The following is a 21,145-nucleotide window of genomic DNA, read 5'->3' on the forward strand; positions in this document are numbered from 1 at the left end:
ACCGGCTGTGAATCGACGCCAGATTACTTTTTCTTCGGCGGCACAAAGCGCTTGGACGTATCCTTGGCATCGACCTTAGGCCCAGCGGGCTTGGCAAAGGCAGGCTTGCCGAACGACTTGCCCTCTGCGCCGTGGGATTTGGAGCCGAACGCCTTGCCCGGCTTGCCCTCTGCACCACCACCATGCGATTTGAACCCAGCCGATTTGCCCGCATAAGCCGGCTTGTCGCCACGCGGCGCATAAGGTTTCGCCCCTTCAGCACGCGGCGCGTAAGGCTTGCGGTCACCGTCTTCGCGCTTGGCATAGGGCTTGGCCCCTTCAGCACGCGGCGCATAGGGTTTACGCTCGCCATCCGCACGCGGCGCATAAGCGGGCTTGTCGCCACGCGGCGCGTAGGGTTTTGCCCCTTCAGCGCGCGGCGCGTAGGGCTTGCGATCACCGTCTTCACGCTTGGCGTAAGGCTTGGCACCCTCGGCGCGCGGCGCATAAGGTTTACGCTCGCCATCCGCACGCGGCGCATAGGCAGGCTTGTCGCCACGCGGCGCATAAGGTTTGGCCGCTGCATAGGGCTTGGCCGCATCATCATCGCGCTTGGCATAGGGCTTGGGCGCGCGCGGACGCGGAGCCTCGGCAGGTGCCGCTTCAGAGCCCTTGATCGGATCATAACCATCCGCCGCAGCTTCTTCGACCAGACGCGAAGGCTTCGGCACATAGGGTGCTTTTTCGCGCTTTTCATAAGCGGGCTTATCCGAACGCTCGGCTGCATCAGCGCGCGGCGCGCGGGCGGGGCGATCTGCACGATCCCGCGACGGCGCACGCGGGGCGCGTTCCGGGCGATCCATCGAAGGCTCGCCTTCCATCCGCTCCATCACAACGCCGTTTTCAAGCTCCAGCGTCAGACCAAACCGGCTGGCCAAAGCTTCGGCGATTTGCACATAAGTGATGTCTTCCTGCACCCGGATCGCACCAATGCCGTCCTTGGTGATCGAGCCTGCGTCACAGATTTTCGGCAACAGCCAACGCGCTTCGGCACGGCCCGAGCGGCCAACCGACAACGTATACCAGACCGAGGCACCAAATTCGCTGCGCTCACGCGGCGGGGCGGCTTCGCGGGCTTCCCGCACCGGGCCGGTCTGATCCGACAGAACTTCCGGTGCTGAACGCCCCGAGCGCCACGATTGAACATAGGCCGCAGCAATCTGCTCTGCGCCAAAGCGCTCGATCAGCTTCATCGCCATATCCATCTCGTCGGTCAGATTCTGACCAAACACCGGATTTTCAAAGATGCGCATATCGTCTTTGGCCTGCACGTCGTCCGCCGACGGCGCAGCGCCCCATTCCGCCACAACCTTGGCACCCTGCAACAGACGCTGGGCTTTCTTGAATTCCGACGGGGCGACGATCAGCGCCGACACGCCCTTGGAGCCTGCGCGCCCAGTCCGACCCGAGCGGTGCAACAGCGTTTCCGAGTTTGACGGCAGATCGGCATGGATCACCAATTCCAGACCCGGCAAGTCGATACCGCGCGCGGCCACATCGGTCGCGATACAGACATTCGCGCGGCCATTGCGCAAAGCGGTCAGCGCGTTGGTGCGTTCCTGCTGGCTCAACTCGCCCGACAAAGCCACGACCTTAAAGCCGCGATTGCCCATCCGCGCCATCAGATGATTGACGTTGACGCGGGTTTTGCAGAACACGATGGCGGTCTTCGCCTCGTAGAAGCGCAGCATGTTGAAGATCGCATGTTCACGATCCCGCACCGCCACCGACAAAGCCCGGTATTCGATGTCGACGTGCTGCTTGGCTTCACCTTGCGCTGCCACGCGCAACGCATTGACTTGGAAATCTTCTGCCAGCTTGGCGATCTCTTTCGGCACGGTGGCCGAGAACATCAGCGTGCGGCGGTCTTCCGGCGCGGCGGCGAGGATATATTCCAGATCTTCGCGGAACCCCAGATCCAGCATCTCATCGGCTTCGTCCAGCACAGCGGCGCGCAGGCCCGACAGGTTCAGCGATTTGCGGTCGATATGGTCGCGCAGACGGCCCGGCGTGCCGACAACGATATGCGCGCCACGGTCCAGCACACGCTTTTCAGTGCGGTAATCCATGCCACCCACACAGGTCGCAATCACAGCGCCAGCGCTGGCATAAAGCCATTCCAACTCGCGCGCCACTTGCAGCGCCAATTCGCGGGTCGGTGCGATCACCAAGGCCAGCGGATTATCGGCATACAAAAGCTTGTCCATGCCGCCCAGAATCTGGTCGGCAATCGCAATCCCGAAAGCCACGGTCTTGCCCGAGCCGGTCTGCGCCGACACCAGCACATCGCGCCCCTGCGCATCCGGTTGCAGCATCGCTGTCTGCACAGCGGTCAGATTTTCATAGCCCTTAGCCGTCAAAGCCGCAGCCAAAGGCGCGGCAATCATTTGATCAATCATGTCTTTTCCTGATGGGGGATGGCTTTTGCCATGCCCGTGAAGTCCCAAAAAACGGCACCTCATTCCCCATCGCAAGCCAGCCTCCCTGCCGCCTGCCCCGGAATCCTCGGGCCGAAGGACGCCGCATACAGCGAATCGCGCAGGATGTATATAGCGAGGGTGTGTGCTTGCACGCACCACCCCGGATCAGATCATCTTGATCGTATCCTTGCCGACCGCCAGCATATAGCCGCGCCGTGCAATCGTCTTGACCAGCAATTCCGACACCAGCTGATTACCCAACGCATCGCGCAACCGCTTGACCCGGGTGGCCCCCGCCGCCTCGTCACAATCGGCAGCATTGCGGCCCGAAATCACGCCCTCGATCTGCGCGCCGGTCAGCACATCGTCATCCATCCGCGCCTCGGCCAACACAGACAGCGTTTCAATCGCAGCTTCAGTCAGCGCAAATTCCATATCATTGATGTAAACCGCCCGCGCCTCGCGGCTGATCACCAAAGTGCTGACCTGAATACCACTCCGCTGAATCGCCGAAATCCGCCGGTTCAGCGCAATGATCGTCACCAGAAACACCAGCGCCGCCACCATCAGCGCGGTGGCAAACACCAACAGCACAAAGATCACCGACCGATAGCTGTTCAGCACCTCGGAAAAACTGGTCCCCGATTGCGCCAGAATCTCCAGCAGCTTGATCTCGGCCCCGGTGTTCAGGTTGTTGTTCTCGACAAACAACCGCTCCACCCGTGCGTTGAACGCATTGGCATCGGGCAGGTTGATGAACAAAAACACCGCAGCGCCCAGCAAGATCAGCACAATCGCAGCAATGCCGCCCGCAACCACCCGATTGCCCGCCTTCAGCACATCAGTAGCGGAGGAAGTACTCTCCTGCACTGGCTTTCCTTTCTCCCAAACCGTCGGGGCCGAACGTGGACAATACGTTCAGCAAAGTCCAGCCACCGGCGGCCAGCCTTGGCTTAAGTTCGCCTTTCGCCGCACCGTTGCTGCCGCAAGCCCCATCCGAAATCTGCGCAACTCCATAGTGCAGCCGCAACGGATCATCCTGCTTGGCCTTGTAATCGGCATAACATTCCGCGCTCGCAGGCAGAGCGATACCCAGCGTAAGGGTTAGACCCAATAGTGCCGCAAGCAACAGGCGCATCTTCTGCACTCCCTAAATCGTTACCAACACTTTGGGCAAATCCTTGGAGCTATTCAATATCCAACGGCGTTTACCCCGATGTTATCGCATAGCAGTCGACGGATATTGCTTGGCCGGACGTAGAACGACCAAGCTCAGGTATCGGCTTCATACAACAAGCCCACCCAATAATCCCACCCAGAAGAAGGAGGTCACCATGTCCACTCCATATCAATCCGAAACCCTTGCCGAAACCTTCCACGCCCTGCGTGACAGCCGCCACACGCCGATGTTCGCGCTGAAGCGGCAGGCGAATTTCTTTGTGGTGCTGTTGATTGCGGTCTCCATGCTGGCCGCCACTGCGATGCCGTCGCATGCCGACAAGCGCGGCAATGATGTCGCCAAGATCATCGCGGGGGCTTTGGTGATCGGCCTGATCGCGAAAAGCATTGACGACAAGAAAGACCGCGAGCGTGAGCGTGATCGCAAGGCCCACAAGCCCCAGCCAGCCCATGATCCGCGCGTGCCGTCGGTCTGCGCAATAGACATCGACAGCAATTCTGGCAGGGCGGTGTCGATGTATTCGGAAAAATGCATGCGCCGCGAGGGGTTTGACTACCGCCTGCCCAATTGCGCCCGCGAAATCCGCATCTATGGCCAGCGCGACCGCGTCTATTCCGCACAATGTCTGCGCGACGCAGGTTTTCGCATCGGCCGCTAGTTTCCCATCCGGGCCGCACCCGAACCCGAACCCGAACCCTTAGCGGCCCGATCCTTGGGGGCGGTGGCCAGAGCAGCGCCGCCCCCCTTTTTTCATCGCCCATTTCACGCTACGCGAACGGCATGGAAAAATTCACCGCCAGTTTCGCCTTTGAAATCGCAGCCCATGCCCTTGGTCACGCCCATATCGCGGGTGTGGACGAAGTGGGCCGTGGCCCGCTTGCAGGCCCGGTCACCGCCGCCGCCGTCATCCTTGACCCGGAGCGAATCCCACCCGGTCTGGCCGATTCCAAAGCCCTGACCGCCGCCCGCCGCGATGCGCTTTATGATGCGATCCTTGCCTCCGCTCATTGCTGTATCGCCCATGCCAGCGTCGAAGAAATCGACAGCCTCAATATCCTGCGCGCCAGCCATCTGGCGATGGAGCGCGCCGTGGCCGGTCTTGCCTTTCAACCCGACCATATCCTGATCGACGGCAACCTGATTCCAGCGAATCTGAAGGGGCGCGCGCAGGCCATCGTCAAAGGCGACGCCAAATCACTTTCGATCGCAGCCGCCTCAATCATCGCCAAAGTGGCGCGCGATCGCATCATGGTGGATTTGGCGCAACAATACCCCGGTTATGGCTGGGAGCAGAACGCCGGATACCCGACAAAGTTGCATCAGTTGGCGCTCCTAAATCTTGGGGTCACGCCTGCGCATAGACGTTCGTTCAAACCTATCCACAATATGTTGTATCAAGATAAATCTGTAACCCCTTGATTCAATAAAGAATTTGACGAGTTATCCACAATGACTCATTCTCTGCATCAACAAACGGTGAATAACACCGAGGGCAGAGGCAGAACATGGCGACGAAAAGCAAACCGGCGGTGGTGCATAACCTTCCGCTGAACCAAATCCTTGATGGCGACTGTATCGAGCGGATGAATGCGCTTCCGGCAGGCTCGGTTGACCTGATCTTCGCAGACCCCCCCTACAATCTGCAGCTGAAGGGCGATCTGCACCGGCCCGACAACTCCAAGGTCGATGCGGTGGATGATCATTGGGACCAGTTTTCCAGCTTTGCCGCCTATGACAAATTCACCCGCGAATGGTTGGCGGCGGCGAAACGCCTGCTGAAACCAAATGGCGCGATCTGGGTGATTGGGTCGTATCACAACATTTTCCGCGTCGGATCGGCCCTGCAAGACCAAGGCTATTGGATGCTGAACGATGTGGTCTGGCGCAAATCCAATCCGATGCCGAACTTCCGTGGCAAACGCCTGACCAACGCGCATGAAACCCTGATCTGGGCCTCACGCGATGAAGACAGCAAGTACACCTTCAACTACGAAGCGCTGAAGGAACTGAACGACGGTGTGCAGATGCGTTCCGACTGGGTGCTGCCGATCTGCACCGGGCATGAGCGGCTGAAAGATGAAAACGGCGACAAGGCGCATCCAACGCAAAAGCCCGAATCGCTGCTGCACCGCGTGCTGATCGCCACGACCAACCCCGGCGATGTCGTGTTGGATCCGTTCTTTGGCACTGGCACCACCGGCGCCGTCGCCAAGATGCTGGGCCGCGATTTCATTGGGATTGAACGCGAAGAAGCCTACCGCAAAGTCGCCGAGGAACGCATCAGCCGCGTGCGCCGCTTTGACGCCTCGGCCTTGGAAATCACCGGTTCCAAGCGCGCAGAGCCCCGCGTACCTTTCGGGCAAGTGGTGGAACGCGGCATGCTGCGCCCCGGCGAAGAACTTTACTCTGTGGGCTCGCGCTACAGCGCCAAAGTCCGCGCCGATGGCACGCTGGTGGGCCATGAAGTCAAAGGCTCGATCCATCAGGTTGGTGCGGCTTATGAAGGTGCGCCGTCCTGCAACGGCTGGACCTATTGGCACTTCAAGCGCGATGGCAAGATGATCCCGATTGACATTCTGCGCCAGCAAATCCGCGCCGAGATGGAGGCCGATCTGGGCCGCCCGCACTAAGCGCTTCCTTTTACAAAGATTTCCGAACGCCTGCGTCATGGTCCGCCCGTGACGCCACTGCCTCAGCATGCTTGTCGTGCTGAGGTTTTTTCCATTAGGCGCACAACGCGCCCTGCACTAGCATCACCACATCGAAGCGATGTATCCGAGCCGCAATGCAGCCCGATCTGCCCAGCCTGACGCGCATCTGCCAATCCGAGGAAGCCGCCCTCAAGGCGATTTTCGCGGCAGTCGCGTTGGCTTTTGTGCCGCCCTATAATACGAAAATCCGCGCCCAAATTGCTGGGTTGCTGAATGATGCCCTGCCGCACCGCCTTGCCCTGCAGCGCGCCCACAGTTTTCATCTGCACAGCCCTGCCTTCCGCGCCCTGCCGATCCACGCACCGGAGCGGCAGTATTTCAACGCCGTTCTGCGGCATCTGCGGCTTTACCCCGCCGCGATTGACCGCCTGACTGCAGCACTGCGCCAACGGCTGCCGCTGTTTCCGCCGCCGCCAGCGCCCTACGGACCCGAGGCGCAGGCGCTTGCGCTGCACAGCCGGACTTGGGATCGCATGCACAGCCATCTCAGCCCGCACACACCCAACCTCTATCATGACGCCCCCGGCCATCATGGCGATCTGCCCTATCCCGCCAGCGATTTTCTGCGCTATGCGATGGCCGCGCGGCGCATTTGTCTTGCGATGGGCAAACACCAGCCAGCTTTTCTGGATGTTGGCTGCGGCATCGGATCAAAGCTGGTTTTGGCCTCGGAATTGTTCGCCCGCACCGATGGGCTTGAATACGAGGCTGGCCATGCCGCCATCGCGCAGGCGATGATGCAGCGGATCGGCGCGCGCGCCACCACGATCTTTCACGCCGACGCGCTGAGTTTCGCAGCCTACGGCGCTTATGACGTGCTTTACGCCTACAAGCCGATGTACGGCGCAGGCTTGGAGCAGATGGAGGCGCGGCTGATCGGCCAAGCCCGACCCGGCACTTTGCTGATCGCGCCCTATATGGAGTTCACCACCCGCTTTGAAACGCTTGGCTGCGCCCGGGTAGAGGGTTTTCTCTATATGATCCGTCCGCCAAAATCGCTGGCAACGATTCTAAGAACCGCCCGCCATGTCGGGTGCGCTTTGCCCGCACAGCCAAAAGGCGGCTATGCCGAAGATGGCTTTCTCGCCCCGCTTCACCTTGCACTGCGCCGCTGGGGCCATGGGGATTAGCGCACCTTAGTCATTCATACTGGTAAAAATATCCCCGCCGGAGGCTGCCACGGCCCGCATAAAGCACGCGTCACACAGCTGGCGCGCCCTTGGGATCAGGGTGAAGCCCTTTGTTATAGCCATGCCAATCGGTGATATCGGGGTAATATTGCACCCGCCATGCCTTCACGCGCCGGTTCATCAGCCGCTTCCACAGCGGCGGGATCATCGCAGCCATCGTCATCACCGGATAGCCGTAAGGCAACTGCGGCGCATCTTCGGCAGCGTAGGTTTGCAGCAAGGGAAAGCGGCGATCGGGTTTGTAGTGGTGATCAGAATGGCGTTGCAGATTGATCAGCAGCCAGTTTGACGCCCGATGCGAGGCGTTCCAGCTGTGGCGCGGCAGCACATGTTCATAGCGCCCCTCGCCCAGATAGCGGCGGGTCAGGCCGTAATGCTCGATGTAATTTACCAGCTCCAGCTGCCAGATCGCAACAACAGCCTGCCAGATGAACAGCGCAAGCCCAACCCATCCCCCCAAAGCGAGCGCCAGCAGCAGCATCGCCGCCTGCAAGCCCCAATAGCGCCAGTATGGGCTAGATTTATCCAGCGGTTTCAAACCTTTGCGCGCCAGCATCGCGGCTTCGGCTTTCCAGGCTGATTTCCGACACTCGATCAGCACACGCGGCAAAAACCGGTGAAATCCTTCATTATAGCGTGCCGTCACCGGATCGCGCGGGGTGCCGACATAAAGATGATGCACCCGCAGATGTTCAGACCGGAAATGGCTGTAAAGCACCGAGGCCAGCAGCAGATCGCCCAAGGCCCGCTCCCACGCTGGTTTTTGGTGCATCAGCTCATGTGCATAGTTGATGCCGATGGTGCCCGACACCACACCCATGCCGAAAAACAATCCGATCTTGGCGGCAAGGCTCAGATGCTCTGCCTGCGGCGCATACCACAGCAGCCAGCACAGAAGGGTAAACTGCGCCGGAAACCAGATCAGCGTCACCAGCCGGTAATATTTCAGCCCGGTTTCCGGCGTATCCAGATCAGCATTATCAGGGTTTTCCCCCGTCACCAGATCCAGCAGCGAAAACATCCCCCAAGCGTAAAGCGGCAGCGCCAGCACAGACCAGCCCCCCACCAGCGCGCAGGCAATCGCCACCGGGATCATCCCCAATGACAACCAAAACGGCAGAGCGTTTTGCAGCCGTTGCACTTCGGCGCTTGGAATAGTGGCCATGACGCCCCCCTTTTTAGCCAGTCTAGCGGAAAACAAATCCCACTCAACGCGGCTTTTTGTCTGGAAACGCAAGGTCATAGGCCTTGCGCATCAAGGTTGGCAGATCATCGGGATTTACCAGCATAAATTCGCCTCGCTGCGGGTTGGCATCAGAATCACTCTGCATCACCTGCAACACGAGATGGAAATGCGTGAACGTGTGCTTAACCGCGCCCAGATCGCGCCACTCCGCCGCAAATGGCGCCCCCAGAGCCGAGCCATCCCAACCATCCGACGGAAAGCCCAGCATGCCGCCCAGCAGCCCGCGCTCGGCCCGCCGCTCCAGCAGAACCATACCGCCGCGGGTCGCCACCCAAGCCACGCCCTGCCGAACAGGCTTTTCGGGTTTGGCAATTTTACGGGGCAATTCCGCTGCAATGCCAATCTGTTGCGCGGCACACAGCCCCAGCAAAGGGCAAATCCCGCAAGCCGGATTGCGCGGGGAGCAGATCGTCGCCCCCAGATCCATCACCGCTTGCGCATAGTCGCCGGGTCGCAGGGCGGGCGTCAACAGCCCCGCCAGCCGCACCAATTCCGGCTTGGCCCCCGGCAGCGGATCCTGCACCGCGAACAGCCGCGCCATCACGCGCTCGACATTGCCATCGACCACCACCGCAGGCTCGTCATAGCAAATCGCGGCCACCGCCGCCGCAGTATAGGGCCCCACCCCCGGCAAAGCCCGCATCCCCGCAGCCGAATCCGGGAAAACCCCGCCATAGTCGCGTACCACCGCCCGCGCGCAGGCCAGCAAATTGCGCGCCCGCGCGTAATAGCCAAGCCCCGCCCATTCGGCCATCACATCGGCATCCTCAGCCGCCGCGAGATCGGCCACCGTCGGCCATCGCGCGGTAAAGCGTTGGAAATATGCAGTTACCGCCGCCACCGTAGTCTGCTGCAACATCACTTCCGACATCCAGACCCGGTAGGGATCGGGCCGCACACCCCGCGCCTTGTCGGCAGGCGACACCCGCCACGGCATCAGCCGCGCTGATCGGTCATACCACTCCAGCAATTTCACGGCTGGCAATTGCTGGCTTTGCGCGTCACGCAATCTTTATCCCCTTACCCCAAGCGGCCCTTGGCGACCCCTTCGCAGACCGATACAATAGACTGAACCACGGATAGGACCAGATGGCCCGCACACCCGCACCGCTTCCCTCTGCCCGTCGCCGTGTTCGCGGCTTTGAAGCCACATCGGGGCTGCTGAAGGATCAGATCCGCAAGGTTGGCGAATCCCGTGGCTTTGCCGTCGCGCGCCTGCTGACCCATTGGCCCGAGATCGCGGGCGCGGATATGGCCCGCATCACGCGCCCTGTCAAAGTCGGTTATGGCCGCGAGGGCATGGGTGCGTCCCTGACGCTGCTGACCACCGGCTCCAACGCGCCAATGGTTGAGATGCAGAAGGAAAAGCTCCGCGAAAAGGTGAACGCCGTCTATGGCTATGCCGCGATTTCGCGCATCCTGATCACGCAGACCGCCGCCACAGGTTTTGCCGAAGGTCAGGCCGAATTCATCGCCAGACCGCAAGCGCCACCTGCACCCAATCCCGAACTGCTGGCCGAAGCTGCGCGCACCGCAGCGCCGATCCAGAATGACGAACTGCGCCAAGCTCTTGAACGTATGGCGCAAAATATCCTAAATCGCCGAAAACCTAAGGAAGGCTGACCCATGGCTAAACCCCTCGCAACCACCGCCGCTTTGGCCCTGATCGCGGGCCTTGGCCTGTCATCATTCGCGTTCGCGCAAACCACCACGGCAGAAACCACCACTGCCCCCGCCACCACCGAAACCCCGGCGGCGCCAGCGGCGATCGACCCTGCGACCATTCCCGACTACGGCATCGGCCAGATGGATGCCAAGGTGAAGATCGTCGAATATTTGTCGTTCACCTGCCCGCATTGCGCGGCGTTCCACTCCGAAGTGTATCCGCAGTTGAAGGCTGATTACATCGACACCGGCAAAGTGCGCTTGGAATATCACGAGGTTTACTTCGACCGCTACGGGTTGTGGGCTGCGATGATGGCCCGTTGCGGCGGTGAGATGCGCTATATGGGCATCACCGATATCGTCTTGGACACCCAGCAAGACTGGGCTGGCTCGGATGATCCGAATGTTGTGGTCGAGAACCTGAAGAAAATCGGCCGCACCGCTGGGATGGATGATGCGCAGCTGGATATCTGCATGAAAGATGCAGCGATGGCGGATGCTTTGGTCAAGCATTTTGAAACCAACATGGCTGCTGACAAGATCGAGGGCACGCCCACATTCATCATCAACGGCACCAAACATTCCAACATGGCTTATGACGATCTGAAAGCCGTGCTGGATGCGGAACTGGCGAAGTAAATGAATACCCCACTGGCGGGCGTCAAAGTCATTGAACTGGCTCGGATTCTGGCTGGCCCTTGGGCTGGTCAGACCTTGGCCGATCTGGGGGCCGACGTGATCAAGGTCGAAGCCCCCGAAGGCGATGACACCCGCCGCTGGGGGCCTCCGTTCATTGAACGCGATGGCGACAAAACTGCCGCTTATTTCTACGCCACAAATCGCGGCAAGCGCAGTATCACCTGCGATTTCCGCACCGCTGAGGGGCAAGAGACCGTCCGCCGTCTGATTGCTGATGCCGATGTGCTGATCGAGAATTTTAAGGTCGGCGGACTTGCCAAATACGGTCTCGACTATGCGTCGCTGGCCAAGATCAATCCGAAACTGGTCTATTGCTCTGTGACGGGGTTTGGTCAAACCGGCCCCTACGCCCATCGCGCGGGCTATGATTTCATCATTCAAGGCATGGCGGGGCTGATGTCAGTCACGGGCGAGCCGGGCGGTCAGCCGCAAAAGGTGGGCGTCGCTGTCACTGATATCTTCACCGGAGTCTATTCCGCGACAGCCATCCTCGCTGCCCTGCTGCAACGTGGCCGCACCGGGGTTGGTCAGCATATCGACATGTCACTGCTGGATGTGGCGACCTCGATCATGGCCAACCAATCAATGAACTATCTGGTGTCCGGCACCCCGCCGGGGATGATGGGCAACGCTCACCCCAACCTTGCGCCTTATGCGGTGTTCGATTGCGCCGACGGCTGGATCATTCTGGCGACGGGCAACGATGGTCAATACCGCCGCCTGTGCGCGATACTCGATCTTGCCGATATGGCCGAGGCCGCCGATTTCGCCACCAACGCTGACCGCATCGCCAACCGCGCCGAGATGACCGCCCGCATCACCGCCGCCACCAAACGCTGGAGCAAGGCCGATCTGCTGGCGGCTTGCGAAGCCGAAGGCGTCCCCGCAGGCCCGATCAACTCTTTGGACGAGGTTTTCGCCGACCCGCAAGTGCTGGCCCGACAGCTGCAAATCGCCCCCGAAGGCCTGCCCGGCGTGCGATCGCCGATGACTTTCTCGGGCGCTGATCTGTCATTGGATCGGCCCGCGCCAAAGCTGGGCGAACATCAGGCTGAAGTTTTGGGCGAAATGCCCTAAACCTCTAACCCCTGCAACAACTTGGGCACATCCCCCGTCAACCCCGCCGCCTGCCGCATAAAGCCGCGCCGCAGGCCGGGCATGGCGTTGACCAGCCCCAACCCCAGATCGCGCCCCAGCCGCAACACCGGATTGTCGTTCGAGAACAAACGGTTCACCCCATCCATCCCCAAGGCCATCACCGTATTGTCAAACCGCCGCCAGCGCTGATACCGCTCCAGCACATCGGCGGCCCCTATATCCTCACCCCGCCGCGCCGCTTCAACCAGCACCTGCGCCAAGGCCCCCACATCCCGAAAGCCAAGGTTCAACCCCTGCCCCGCCACCGGATGCACCCCATGCGCCGCATCGCCGACCAAAGCCACACGGGGGGCCACGAAACTATTCGCCAACGTCAGGCTCAAGGGATAGGTGAACCGATCGCCTGCCAGCGCAATCTCGCCCAGAAAATCGCCAAACCGGGGCCGCAAAGCGTCCAGATAATCCGCATCTCCCAGCGCCTGAATGGCCTGCGCCTGCGCTTCCGCCTCGCTCCAGACGATCGAGCTTAAATGCCCGCCCGCCAGCGGCAAAATCGCCAGCGGCCCGGATGGCATAAAGAACTGCTGCGCCACGCCCTGATGGTGTTTCTCGTGCGCAATCGCCGTCACCAGCGCGGTTTGCCCATAGCCCCAGCCTGTCCGCCCGATCCCCGCGCGCGCAGCCACGCCCGAGGCACGCCCATCGCAGCCAACCAAAACCGAAGCCCCGATCCGGCGCCCCGAGGCCAGCTCGACCGTGACCCCATTCGCCTCAACCGCCTGAGAAACCACGGTTTCGCCCGAGATCAGCTCGACACCTGCCGCCTGCATCGCCGCCAGAAATGCCGCATACAAATAGCGATCTTCGGCCATGAACCCCATCGGGCCTTCTTCCATCTCGGCATGGTCAAAGGTCAGGAAAAACGGCGCAGGCCGCTGCCCGGCCACGCCATCGCTGGCCTTGATCTGCAAGATCGGCTGCACCTTATCCGCCAGCCCGTGCCAGACCCCGATCACCGACAGCAAACGCTTTGACGCCACCGCCAGCGCATAAGCCCGCCCGTCAAACCCGGCCTCTGCCCGCGCCAAAGCGGGCCGCGCATCGACCACCGCCACCCGCAATCCGCCGCGCGCCAAGGCCAGCCCCAAAGCCGGGCCATTCAAACCCCCGCCCACGATCACAATGTCAGCATGTTTTTCCATGCGCCAAATATGGTGCATCGCGCCCGATTGTCCATGCGCCGACTTGCCGCTAGTCTTGGCAAAACGGAGACGCACATGAGCAACACCTGGTCCAACATGACGGCCGCCGATCTGGGCCGCGAAATCGGCCTTGGCCGCATCAACCCGGTAGAGCTGACCGAGTTTTTCTTAGAGAAAATCGCCATCCACAGCCATTCCACCCGGATCTATGCGCGCCCCACCCCGACCCGCGCCCGCGGCGAGGCGATGGGGGCCGCCGCCCGTGCCAAATCTGGGCTACGCCGGGGGCTGCTGGATGGCGTGCCGATCAGCTGGAAAGACCTGTTCGATACCGCTGGCATTGCCACCGAAGCGGGCTCTGCCCTGCTGAAGAACCGCATCCCACTGCATGATGCCAAGGTTTTGCAAACGGCAACCCGCGAAGGTCTTGTTTGTCTTGGCAAAACTCATATGTCCGAACTCGCATTTTCCGGGCTTGGCCTGAACCCGATCACCGCCACCCCGCCCTGTGTCAATGATGATCAGGCGGTGGCAGGCGGCTCGACTTCGGGCGGTGCGGCGTCAGTTGCCTTCGGTCTGGCCCCCGCTGCGATTGGCTCGGATACCGGCGGCTCGGTGCGTATTCCTGCGGCGTGGAACGATCTTGTCGGCCTGAAAACCACGCATGGCCGCCTGTCTTTGGCGGGCGCGGTGCCGCTCTGCGAAATGTTTGACACTGTGGGCCCGCTTGCCCGCTCGGTCGAGGATTGTGCGCTGCTTCTGGCGGCACTCGAGTCCCGCAAGCCTGCCGACTTGACCGGGGCAAGCCTTGGCAATGCGCAATTTCTGGTGCTGAACAGCGTGGCGCTGGACGATCTGCGCCCCCGGCCCGCGCTTGGCTTTGAAGATGCGCTGACCCGGCTTTCGCGGGCAGGCGCGCAGATCCATCAAATCGACATCCCCGAAGTGGCCGAGGCGATGGCGCTGGCGGGCACCCTGTTCACCGCAGAAGCCTATGGCATCTGGGGCAAAACCATCGAGGCCGCACCTGAAAAGATGTTCCCGCGCATCCTTGACCGTTTCCGCACCGGGGCCGCGATCAAGGCGGGCGATTACGTTGCCGCTTGGCGTCGCCTGCACGAGATTCGCAAAATCTGGGCCGAGAAAACCGCGGGCTATGACGCCGTGCTGCTGCCGACCTCGCCGATTTTGCCTCCCAATGCCCACCGCTTGATGACCGACGACGCCTATTATGTGGCCGAAAACCTGCTGGCCCTGCGCAACACCCGCATCGGCAATCTGATGGGGCTTTGCGCACTGACGCTGCCCACGGCGCAGCCCTCTTGCGGCGTCTCTTTCATGGCTGGCCCCGGCCAAGAGGAACGCTTGCTGCGCCTTGGCACCGCAGCCGAGCGGGCGCTGGCCTAGAGGGCGTTGCGTTCAATCCGCCTCGGATGTTCACTTCGCGAACCGAGGCAGCGGTTGCTCTTGCAAACGCGTTCGGGTTGCGGGGTGAACGCAATTTAACGCAACACGCCCTAAAAGCCACAAACCCGCCCACCAAGCCCATATCCCATATGGGTTTTTCTGGACGCGCCCTCACGATCTGGTTATCCTGTCCATGAACGGGGCGATATGACCCTGAGATGAGGCAGTAATGGCGTTTCCCAAGCGGTTTTCGAACCTGCCGGATTATGCGTTTCCGCGTTTGCGGAAACTTCTGGACGCATATCCGCCCGGCGGTGAGACCATTTCCATGACCATCGGAGAGCCTCGGCATCCGATCCCCGATTTTGTCGCCCCGATCATGGCCGCCAGTATTCAGGATTTCGCGATCTATCCGGCCAATGACGGCACGCCCGAACTGCTGGGCGCGATCTCGGGTTGGATCAACCGCCGCTTCGGCGTGACGCTGGCGCAAGATCAATTGATGGTGCTGAACGGCACCCGCGAGGGGCTCTACAACGCCTGCATCGCCCTGTGCCCCGAAACAAAGCACGGCAAACAGCCCATCGTGCTGATGCCAAACCCGTTTTACCAAGTCTATGCCGTCGCTGCCGTTACGGTCGGGGCCGAACCACTCTACGTTCCGGCCACCGCAGCCACAGGGTTTCTGCCGGATTACGCGAGCCTTCCGCCCGAGGTGCTTGACCGCGTCACCATCGCCTATATTTGCTCGCCCGCCAATCCGCAGGGGGCCGTGGCAAGCGCCGGCTACTGGAAAATCCTGCTGGCATTGGCCGAAAAGCACGATTTCACCATTTTCGCCGATGAGTGTTATTCCGAAATCTGGCGCAACACCGCCCCTACCGGCATCCTAGACGTCGCACACGCCACCGGGGCCGATCCCGAACGTGTGTTCAGCTTCCATTCGCTGTCCAAACGCTCCAACCTCCCCGGCCTGCGCTCTGGCTTCGTAGCGGGCGGTGCAAATGGCATCGCGCAGATCCGCAAACTGCGGTCCTTCGCAGGCGCGCCGTTGCCGCTGCCGATCCAGAAAGTCTCGCAAGCCGCTTGGGAGGATGACACCCACGTCGCCGCCTCGCTCGCGCTGTATCACGCGAAATTCGACGCAGCCGACGCGGTTTTCGCGGGCCACCAAGGCATCAAAACCCCGGAAGGCGGCTTTTTCCTATGGCTGCCGGTCGAGGATGGCGAGCAAGCGGCGCTGAAAGCATGGCGCGAAACGGGCGTCCGGGTTCTGCCCGGTGCCTATCTGTCGCGCGATGCCAACGGGGAAAACCCCGGCAAAAATTACATCCGGGTTGCCCTCGTGGCCCCCAAAGAAGAAATGCAGCGCGGGCTGATCCAGCTTCGTGACTGCCTCTACGGTTGAGGACAGGGTATCATGGCATCTTATCAAGCACGGCAACGCGATCCGCTTCTCGACCAAGGCACCACAGCGATGTTGGAGCGCCGGGGGCGTGAACTGCTGGGCATCGCGCTGATCCTGGGCGCTTTCGCCTTCATCCTGATGCTGGGCAGCTATTCGCCCGAAGACCCCGGTTGGATGGTCGCCACGGATGAACCCGCCGCCAACACGCTGGGCCGCTTTGGCGCAGCACTCGCCTCAACCCTGATGATCATTGGCGGCAAAGGCGCGTGGACGATCCCGCTGATCCTTGGCGCTTGGGGCCTGCGCTTTGTGCTGCACCGTGGTGCTGAACGCGCAGTCTCGCGCATGGTGTTCGCCGTCATCGCCATCGCCACTGCTTCGGTTTATGCCGCCACCCTGCTGCCCTCAGCGATGTGGGTGCACAGCTTTGGCATGGGCGGTTTGTTCGGCGATACCGTGGTCGGCGCGTTGATGAACATCATCCCCGGCACCTCGGCGATCGGGTTGAAACTGATCTCGCTGGCCTCTGGGGCAGGGATGATCGCGCTGATGCTGTTCGTCACCGGCTTTAACCTGCCCGAGATTCAAGCCGCCTTCCGCTTTCTGATCACCAGCCTGATCACGACCTATGCCATCCTGCTGGGGGCCGCCGGCAAAGGCGCCGAAGGCACCACCCGCGCCGCCGCCGCGATCCAGGCCCGCCGCAAACGTGCCGCAGCCGAGGCTGCCGCAGCCGCCGACGCCACCCTGCGCGCCCCTGCGGATTGGCGCGAAGACCGTGCGCAAACCCCGATCCACCGCGCCGAACCGGCGGTTGAGGCCACCGCCTTCGGTCGCCCCAATACCCTGCGCGCCGATGCCCGCTATGCGGAACCCCCGCGCGCCAATCCGCGCTACCCCGAACCCTTGGCCGAGGCCGCGCAATACGCCCCCCCGCGTGAGAAAATGGGCCTGCTGGCCCGGATGCCCGCCCTGATGCGCCGCGCCGTCGATCCCGAGCCCGAATTGATCGAGCCGATCCTCTCGGATGCCGCCGACCAGCTCGACATGCCGTCGGATGATCGCATCAAATCGCGGATTTCCGACGCGATCCGCTCGCGCACCCGGCCACCCGAGGCGCAGCTTTCCCCGCTCGCCGCCGCCATCCAGCGCCGCGAACCGCCCGTGCAACGCCCGCGCGGCCCGGCCCCTTTGATCGCTGACACCCGCCCGATGCCGCGGATCGAGCCGCCCGTGGTGGCCCCGCTGCACGCCCAAACTCCTGCAGTGCAGAACGCCTTTGTTGACGCCGAGGATGACGAAGCCTTTGGTATCGCAGAAGATAACCATTTCACCCTAAGCGATGATCAAGCCTACGCTGACCGAGACTATGCCGACGAAGACTATATCACTGACACCTACGAACCCGACTACACCCCCGCAGAATATACCCCCGCCGCACACACACCCGTCGCAGCCCCGCGCGCCATACCGCCGCTGGCAGCCCCCGAGCGTCGCCCGGTCGTCCAGCATGTTGTGAAAAAGCCCATCGCCCCTTCGGCCCGCGCAAGCGCCGAAGCCCAGCCCCGCCTGCGCTTTGACGACGCCACCCCGGCCTATGAACTTCCGCCAATGTCGCTGCTGACCCCGGCATCCTCGGTGCAACGCCACGCGCTTTCCGATGAAGCCTTGGAAGAAAACGCCCGCATGTTGGAATCGGTGCTTGATGATTACGGCGTCAAAGGCGAAATCGTCTCGGTCCGCCCCGGCCCGGTCGTCACCATGTACGAACTTGAACCCGCGCCGGGTCTGAAGGCCAGCCGGGTGATCGGCCTTGCCGACGACATCGCGCGGTCTATGTCGGCCCTGTCGGCCCGCGTCTCGACCGTTCCGGGCCGCACCGTGATCGGGATTGAGCTGCCCAACGCCACCCGCGAAAAAGTGGTCTTGCGCGAAATCATCGCCGCCCGCGACTTTGGCGACAGCAACATGCGCCTGCCGCTGGCGCTTGGCAAAGACATCGGCGGTGATCCTATCGTCGCCAACCTCGCCAAAATGCCCCACCTTTTGATCGCAGGCACCACCGGGTCCGGTAAATCCGTGGCCATCAACACCATGATCCTGTCCCTGCTGTATAAACTCAGCCCGGAAGAATGTCGCCTGATCATGATCGACCCCAAGATGCTGGAACTTTCCGTTTATGACGGCATCCCGCACCTGCTTTCCCCCGTCGTCACCGACCCCAAAAAGGCAGTCGTCGCCCTGAAATGGGTGGTGTCGGAAATGGAGGAGCGCTACCGCAAAATGTCGAAGATGGGCGTGCGCAACATTGAAGGCTACAATGGCCGCGTGCGTGAAGCGCTGTCGAAGAACGAGATGTTCAAGCGCACCATCCAGACCGGATTTGATGAAGATACCGGCGAGCCGATGTTTGAAACCGATGAATTCCAGCCTGTCACCATCCCCTATATCGTGGTGGTGGTCGATGAGATGGCCGATCTGATGATGGTCGCTGGCAAGGAAATCGAAGCCTGCATCCAACGCCTTGCCCAGATGGCCCGCGCCTCTGGTATCCACCTGATCATGGCCACCCAGCGCCCAAGCGTGGACGTGATCACCGGCACCATCAAAGCCAACTTCCCGACGCGGATTTCCTTCCAAGTCACTTCCAAAATCGACTCACGCACCATCCTTGGCGAACAAGGTGCCGAACAACTCTTGGGCATGGGCGACATGCTCTACATGGCAGGCGGTGGCCGCGTCAGCCGTATCCACGGCCCGTTCGTGAGTGATGAGGAAGTCGAAGAAATCGTCAACCACCTCAAATCCTACGGCCCGCCGGTCTATATGTCGGGCGTGATCGAAGGCCCCGAGGATGAAAACGCCGCCGAGATCGACAGCCTTCTCGGCCTCGGTTCCGACGGTCTTGACGATAGCCTTTATGATCAAGCCGTCGCCATCGTCGCCAAAGACCGCAAATGCTCGACCTCTTATATCCAGCGCAAACTCGGCATCGGCTATAACAAGGCCGCGAAACTGGTGGAACAGATGGAAGAACACTCCGTCATCACCGCCGCCAACCACGTCGGCAAGCGCGAGATCCTGCTGCCAGAACACTAGGCCGCAGCTTTACACCAAAACAAAACGCGCGCAGGAACCTGCGCGCGTTTTGTTTTGCCCAGTTTTTTTCTCAGTGCAGCACCCACGCTCTCAGCCGAGCATTTATTCAAACAAGATAAAAATTTGCGTCCCGCCCCAGCGGCCTCGCCCCTGCGGGTCTTGGCCGCCAGAAATGGTTTCCTACTGGCTAAGATATCCCCGCCGGAGGCTCCCGCAGTTGATGTCGGATGCCTCCGGCGGGGATATTTAAGAACAGGTGAAATACAAGGCGTAAGATTAGGGTTCGATCCCGCCACGCAAGGCCAAGCCTTAACAAGCCGTTAACAGACCCTGCATAACCTATTGATATTTATAGAGTGGTCGCTCTGTCCACGCGTGGACAGGTTGCGGCCTCAGGCCCCAATCAACCGCGACCGCGCCTTCAAAGCCGCCAGCCAGGCCAGCCCATGCACGGTTGCCCTTGAGGGCCGATATTCCGCCGACACCCAGCCCTGATAGCCGGTTTCGTCCAGACTGGCACAAAGCCCCGCAAGATCAAAGCCACCACCCCCGGGCTCATTCCGGCTGGGAAAGCCCGCGATCTGAACATGATTGACCCGAGGCCCATGCTTGGCCCAAACGCCCGCCGCATCGCCATGAATCCGGGCGGCATGCCAGAGATCGAACTGAATCCCGACCTGCGCCAACCCCAGATCATCCACGATCCGGCCCGCCTGATCGAAGTCGTTCAGGAAGTAACCCGGCATGTCATCCGGGTTCAATGGCTCTAAAGCGATGCCCAGATCGGGGGACTGCGCCGCGGCCCAAGCCAAATTTTCGACATACACCTGCTCAGCTTGCGGCCCCTTCGCCACGCCGGCCATCACATGAACACGAGGCACCGCCAGCCGCGCCGCCAATTCTGCCGCGCGCAGGAAGCCATCGCGAAACCGCTGCTCTTCTCCCGGCACCGCCGCAAAGCCACGGTCCCCTGCCGCCCAATCCCCGGGCGGCGTGTTGATCATCACCAAGGGCAGGCCAGCCAAGGCCGTCTCCCATTCTTTGGCCGAGTAATCGTAGGGGAACAGGATTTCCGCACCATCAAACCCCGCCTGCGCGGCCAAGCCGGGGCGGTCGAGGGCGGAAACCTCGGTGAAGAGCATGGTCAGGTTGGCGGCAAAATTCGGCATCAGCGCAGGTCTAGCGAAGGAATGACCGGAAAGAAACACCCATCTGACCAAAGCCCGAACCAGCTTTCCCCGCGATGATCGTGATGCACGCCAAGATCAATCAAGCGGTAGAACGATTTCCGGTCAATCAACGCCTCAAGCCCGGCGCGGATGTGGACATAGGGCGCGGGCTCGCCGTCCGCCCCGATCACCACCCGGATCGGATCGGCGGTGCTGGCCACGACCTCATCCTCGGTCTTGGTGAAAAAGCGCAAAACCTGCTGTTCCCCCGTACCCTCGGCCTCAAAATCAACCGCCAGCATCGGCGCGTCATCGACTTTGATCCGCACCTTTTCCACCGGAGTGACCAGAAAATACTCATCCCCCTCGCGCCGCAGAATCGAGGAAAACAACTTCACCAGCCCCATTCGCCCGATCGGAGAGCCTTCGTGGAACCAGTTTCCATCCTTTGCGATCCGCATATCAATGTCGCCGCAAAACGGCGGATGCCAAAGATGCACCGGCGGAGGGCCCTTTTTCGCGGCAGCCTGCACCGCAGCCAGCCCTTCAGCCAGCGGTTTCACGATCATTTGTGCGTCTTCGCTTTTTGCCATTTGTACCCGGCACCTAGAT

Annotated in this window: 18 protein-coding genes; 10 read left to right on the forward strand and 8 right to left on the reverse strand. The window is 61.4% G+C overall.

Annotated elements, in window-relative coordinates; all coding sequences use genetic code 11:
- Positions 1–23: 23 nt before the first annotated feature.
- The 3 genes from QQJ98_RS18655 to QQJ98_RS18665 all read right to left on the reverse strand — a co-directional run bounded on the left by QQJ98_RS18655 (position 24) and on the right by QQJ98_RS18665 (position 3,597).
- Complete coding sequence (locus tag QQJ98_RS18655; protein WP_284326799.1) at positions 24–2,438, reverse strand: DEAD/DEAH box helicase; 2,415 nt, start codon at positions 2,436–2,438, stop codon at positions 24–26.
- Between the two features lie 186 nt (positions 2,439–2,624).
- The gene (locus QQJ98_RS18660; protein ID WP_284326800.1) at positions 2,625–3,329 is read right to left on the reverse strand and encodes a winged helix-turn-helix domain-containing protein; all 705 of its coding nucleotides are present in this window, start codon (positions 3,327–3,329) and stop codon (positions 2,625–2,627) included.
- Entirely contained in the window at positions 3,301–3,597 is a 297-nt protein-coding gene (locus QQJ98_RS18665) for a hypothetical protein (RefSeq protein ID WP_284326801.1), read from the reverse strand. The genes QQJ98_RS18660 and QQJ98_RS18665 overlap by 29 nt, the downstream gene beginning before the upstream one ends.
- 196 nt (positions 3,598–3,793) lie before the next feature.
- On the opposite strand from QQJ98_RS18665, the gene QQJ98_RS18670 reads away from it, so the two are divergent.
- From QQJ98_RS18670 to QQJ98_RS18685, 4 genes are all read left to right on the forward strand, one after another.
- Positions 3,794–4,297 carry a hypothetical protein gene (locus QQJ98_RS18670; protein WP_284326802.1) on the forward strand — a complete coding sequence of 168 codons (504 nt, stop codon included), beginning with the start codon at positions 3,794–3,796 and terminating at the stop codon, positions 4,295–4,297.
- The gene (gene rnhB, locus QQJ98_RS18675; RefSeq protein WP_284326803.1) at positions 4,261–5,058 is read left to right on the forward strand and encodes a ribonuclease HII; all 798 of its coding nucleotides are present in this window, start codon (positions 4,261–4,263) and stop codon (positions 5,056–5,058) included. Before QQJ98_RS18670 ends, rnhB begins: the two co-directional genes overlap by 37 nt.
- Positions 5,059–5,144: 86 nt before the next feature.
- Positions 5,145–6,269: a site-specific DNA-methyltransferase gene (locus QQJ98_RS18680; protein WP_284326804.1), complete on the forward strand. Its 1,125-nt coding sequence runs from the start codon at positions 5,145–5,147 to the stop codon at positions 6,267–6,269.
- A 155-nt stretch (positions 6,270–6,424) separates the two neighbouring features.
- Positions 6,425–7,480 carry a class I SAM-dependent methyltransferase gene (locus QQJ98_RS18685; protein WP_284326805.1) on the forward strand — a complete coding sequence of 352 codons (1,056 nt, stop codon included), beginning with the start codon at positions 6,425–6,427 and terminating at the stop codon, positions 7,478–7,480.
- 70 nt (positions 7,481–7,550) lie between these two features.
- Here QQJ98_RS18685 and QQJ98_RS18690 read toward each other — a convergent pair whose 3' ends face one another.
- Positions 7,551–8,705: an alkane 1-monooxygenase gene (locus QQJ98_RS18690; protein ID WP_284326806.1), complete on the reverse strand. Its 1,155-nt coding sequence runs from the start codon at positions 8,703–8,705 to the stop codon at positions 7,551–7,553.
- Positions 8,706–8,748: 43 nt separating this feature from the next.
- On the reverse strand, positions 8,749–9,795 hold the full coding sequence (locus QQJ98_RS18695; protein WP_431307838.1) for an A/G-specific adenine glycosylase: 1,047 nt from the start codon (positions 9,793–9,795) through the stop codon (positions 8,749–8,751).
- 80 nt (positions 9,796–9,875) lie between these two features.
- On the opposite strand from QQJ98_RS18695, the gene QQJ98_RS18700 reads away from it, so the two are divergent.
- From QQJ98_RS18700 to QQJ98_RS18710, 3 genes are read left to right on the forward strand one after another with little or no spacing between them, the layout of a single operon-like run.
- Positions 9,876–10,409 carry a DUF721 domain-containing protein gene (locus QQJ98_RS18700; RefSeq protein WP_284326807.1) on the forward strand — a complete coding sequence of 178 codons (534 nt, stop codon included), beginning with the start codon at positions 9,876–9,878 and terminating at the stop codon, positions 10,407–10,409.
- Positions 10,410–10,412: 3 nt separating this feature from the next.
- Positions 10,413–11,090 carry a DsbA family protein gene (locus QQJ98_RS18705; protein WP_284326808.1) on the forward strand — a complete coding sequence of 226 codons (678 nt, stop codon included), beginning with the start codon at positions 10,413–10,415 and terminating at the stop codon, positions 11,088–11,090.
- The gene (locus tag QQJ98_RS18710) at positions 11,091–12,227 is read left to right on the forward strand and encodes a CaiB/BaiF CoA transferase family protein (RefSeq protein WP_284326809.1); all 1,137 of its coding nucleotides are present in this window, start codon (positions 11,091–11,093) and stop codon (positions 12,225–12,227) included.
- Here QQJ98_RS18710 and QQJ98_RS18715 read toward each other — a convergent pair.
- The gene (locus QQJ98_RS18715; protein WP_284326810.1) at positions 12,224–13,450 is read right to left on the reverse strand and encodes an FAD-dependent monooxygenase; all 1,227 of its coding nucleotides are present in this window, start codon (positions 13,448–13,450) and stop codon (positions 12,224–12,226) included. The two genes, QQJ98_RS18710 and QQJ98_RS18715, sit on opposite strands and share 4 nt — an antisense overlap.
- A 75-nt stretch (positions 13,451–13,525) precedes the next feature.
- Here QQJ98_RS18715 and QQJ98_RS18720 point away from each other — a divergent pair, with 75 nt between their 5' ends.
- The 3 genes from QQJ98_RS18720 to QQJ98_RS18730 all read left to right on the forward strand — a co-directional run bounded on the left by QQJ98_RS18720 (position 13,526) and on the right by QQJ98_RS18730 (position 19,364).
- Positions 13,526–14,857 carry an amidase gene (locus tag QQJ98_RS18720; protein ID WP_284326811.1) on the forward strand — a complete coding sequence of 444 codons (1,332 nt, stop codon included), beginning with the start codon at positions 13,526–13,528 and terminating at the stop codon, positions 14,855–14,857.
- A 229-nt stretch (positions 14,858–15,086) separates the two neighbouring features.
- Positions 15,087–16,265 carry an aminotransferase class I/II-fold pyridoxal phosphate-dependent enzyme gene (locus QQJ98_RS18725; protein WP_284326812.1) on the forward strand — a complete coding sequence of 393 codons (1,179 nt, stop codon included), beginning with the start codon at positions 15,087–15,089 and terminating at the stop codon, positions 16,263–16,265.
- A gap of 12 nt (positions 16,266–16,277) precedes the next feature.
- On the forward strand, positions 16,278–19,364 hold the full coding sequence (locus QQJ98_RS18730; RefSeq protein WP_284326813.1) for a DNA translocase FtsK: 3,087 nt from the start codon (positions 16,278–16,280) through the stop codon (positions 19,362–19,364).
- Between the two features lie 392 nt (positions 19,365–19,756).
- Here the strand turns inward: QQJ98_RS18730 and QQJ98_RS18735 are convergent, their stop codons facing one another.
- Positions 19,757–20,533, reverse strand: a complete 777-nt coding sequence (locus QQJ98_RS18735; RefSeq protein ID WP_284326814.1) for a hydroxypyruvate isomerase family protein — start codon at positions 20,531–20,533, stop codon at positions 19,757–19,759.
- Complete coding sequence (locus tag QQJ98_RS18740; RefSeq protein WP_284326815.1) at positions 20,533–21,102, reverse strand: DUF1285 domain-containing protein; 570 nt, start codon at positions 21,100–21,102, stop codon at positions 20,533–20,535. The genes QQJ98_RS18735 and QQJ98_RS18740 overlap by 1 nt, the downstream gene beginning before the upstream one ends.
- Positions 21,103–21,145 lie beyond the last annotated feature (43 nt).

It is taken from the genome of Cypionkella aquatica (assembly GCF_030161095.1).
Lineage (GTDB): Bacteria > Pseudomonadota > Alphaproteobacteria > Rhodobacterales > Rhodobacteraceae > Cypionkella > Cypionkella aquatica.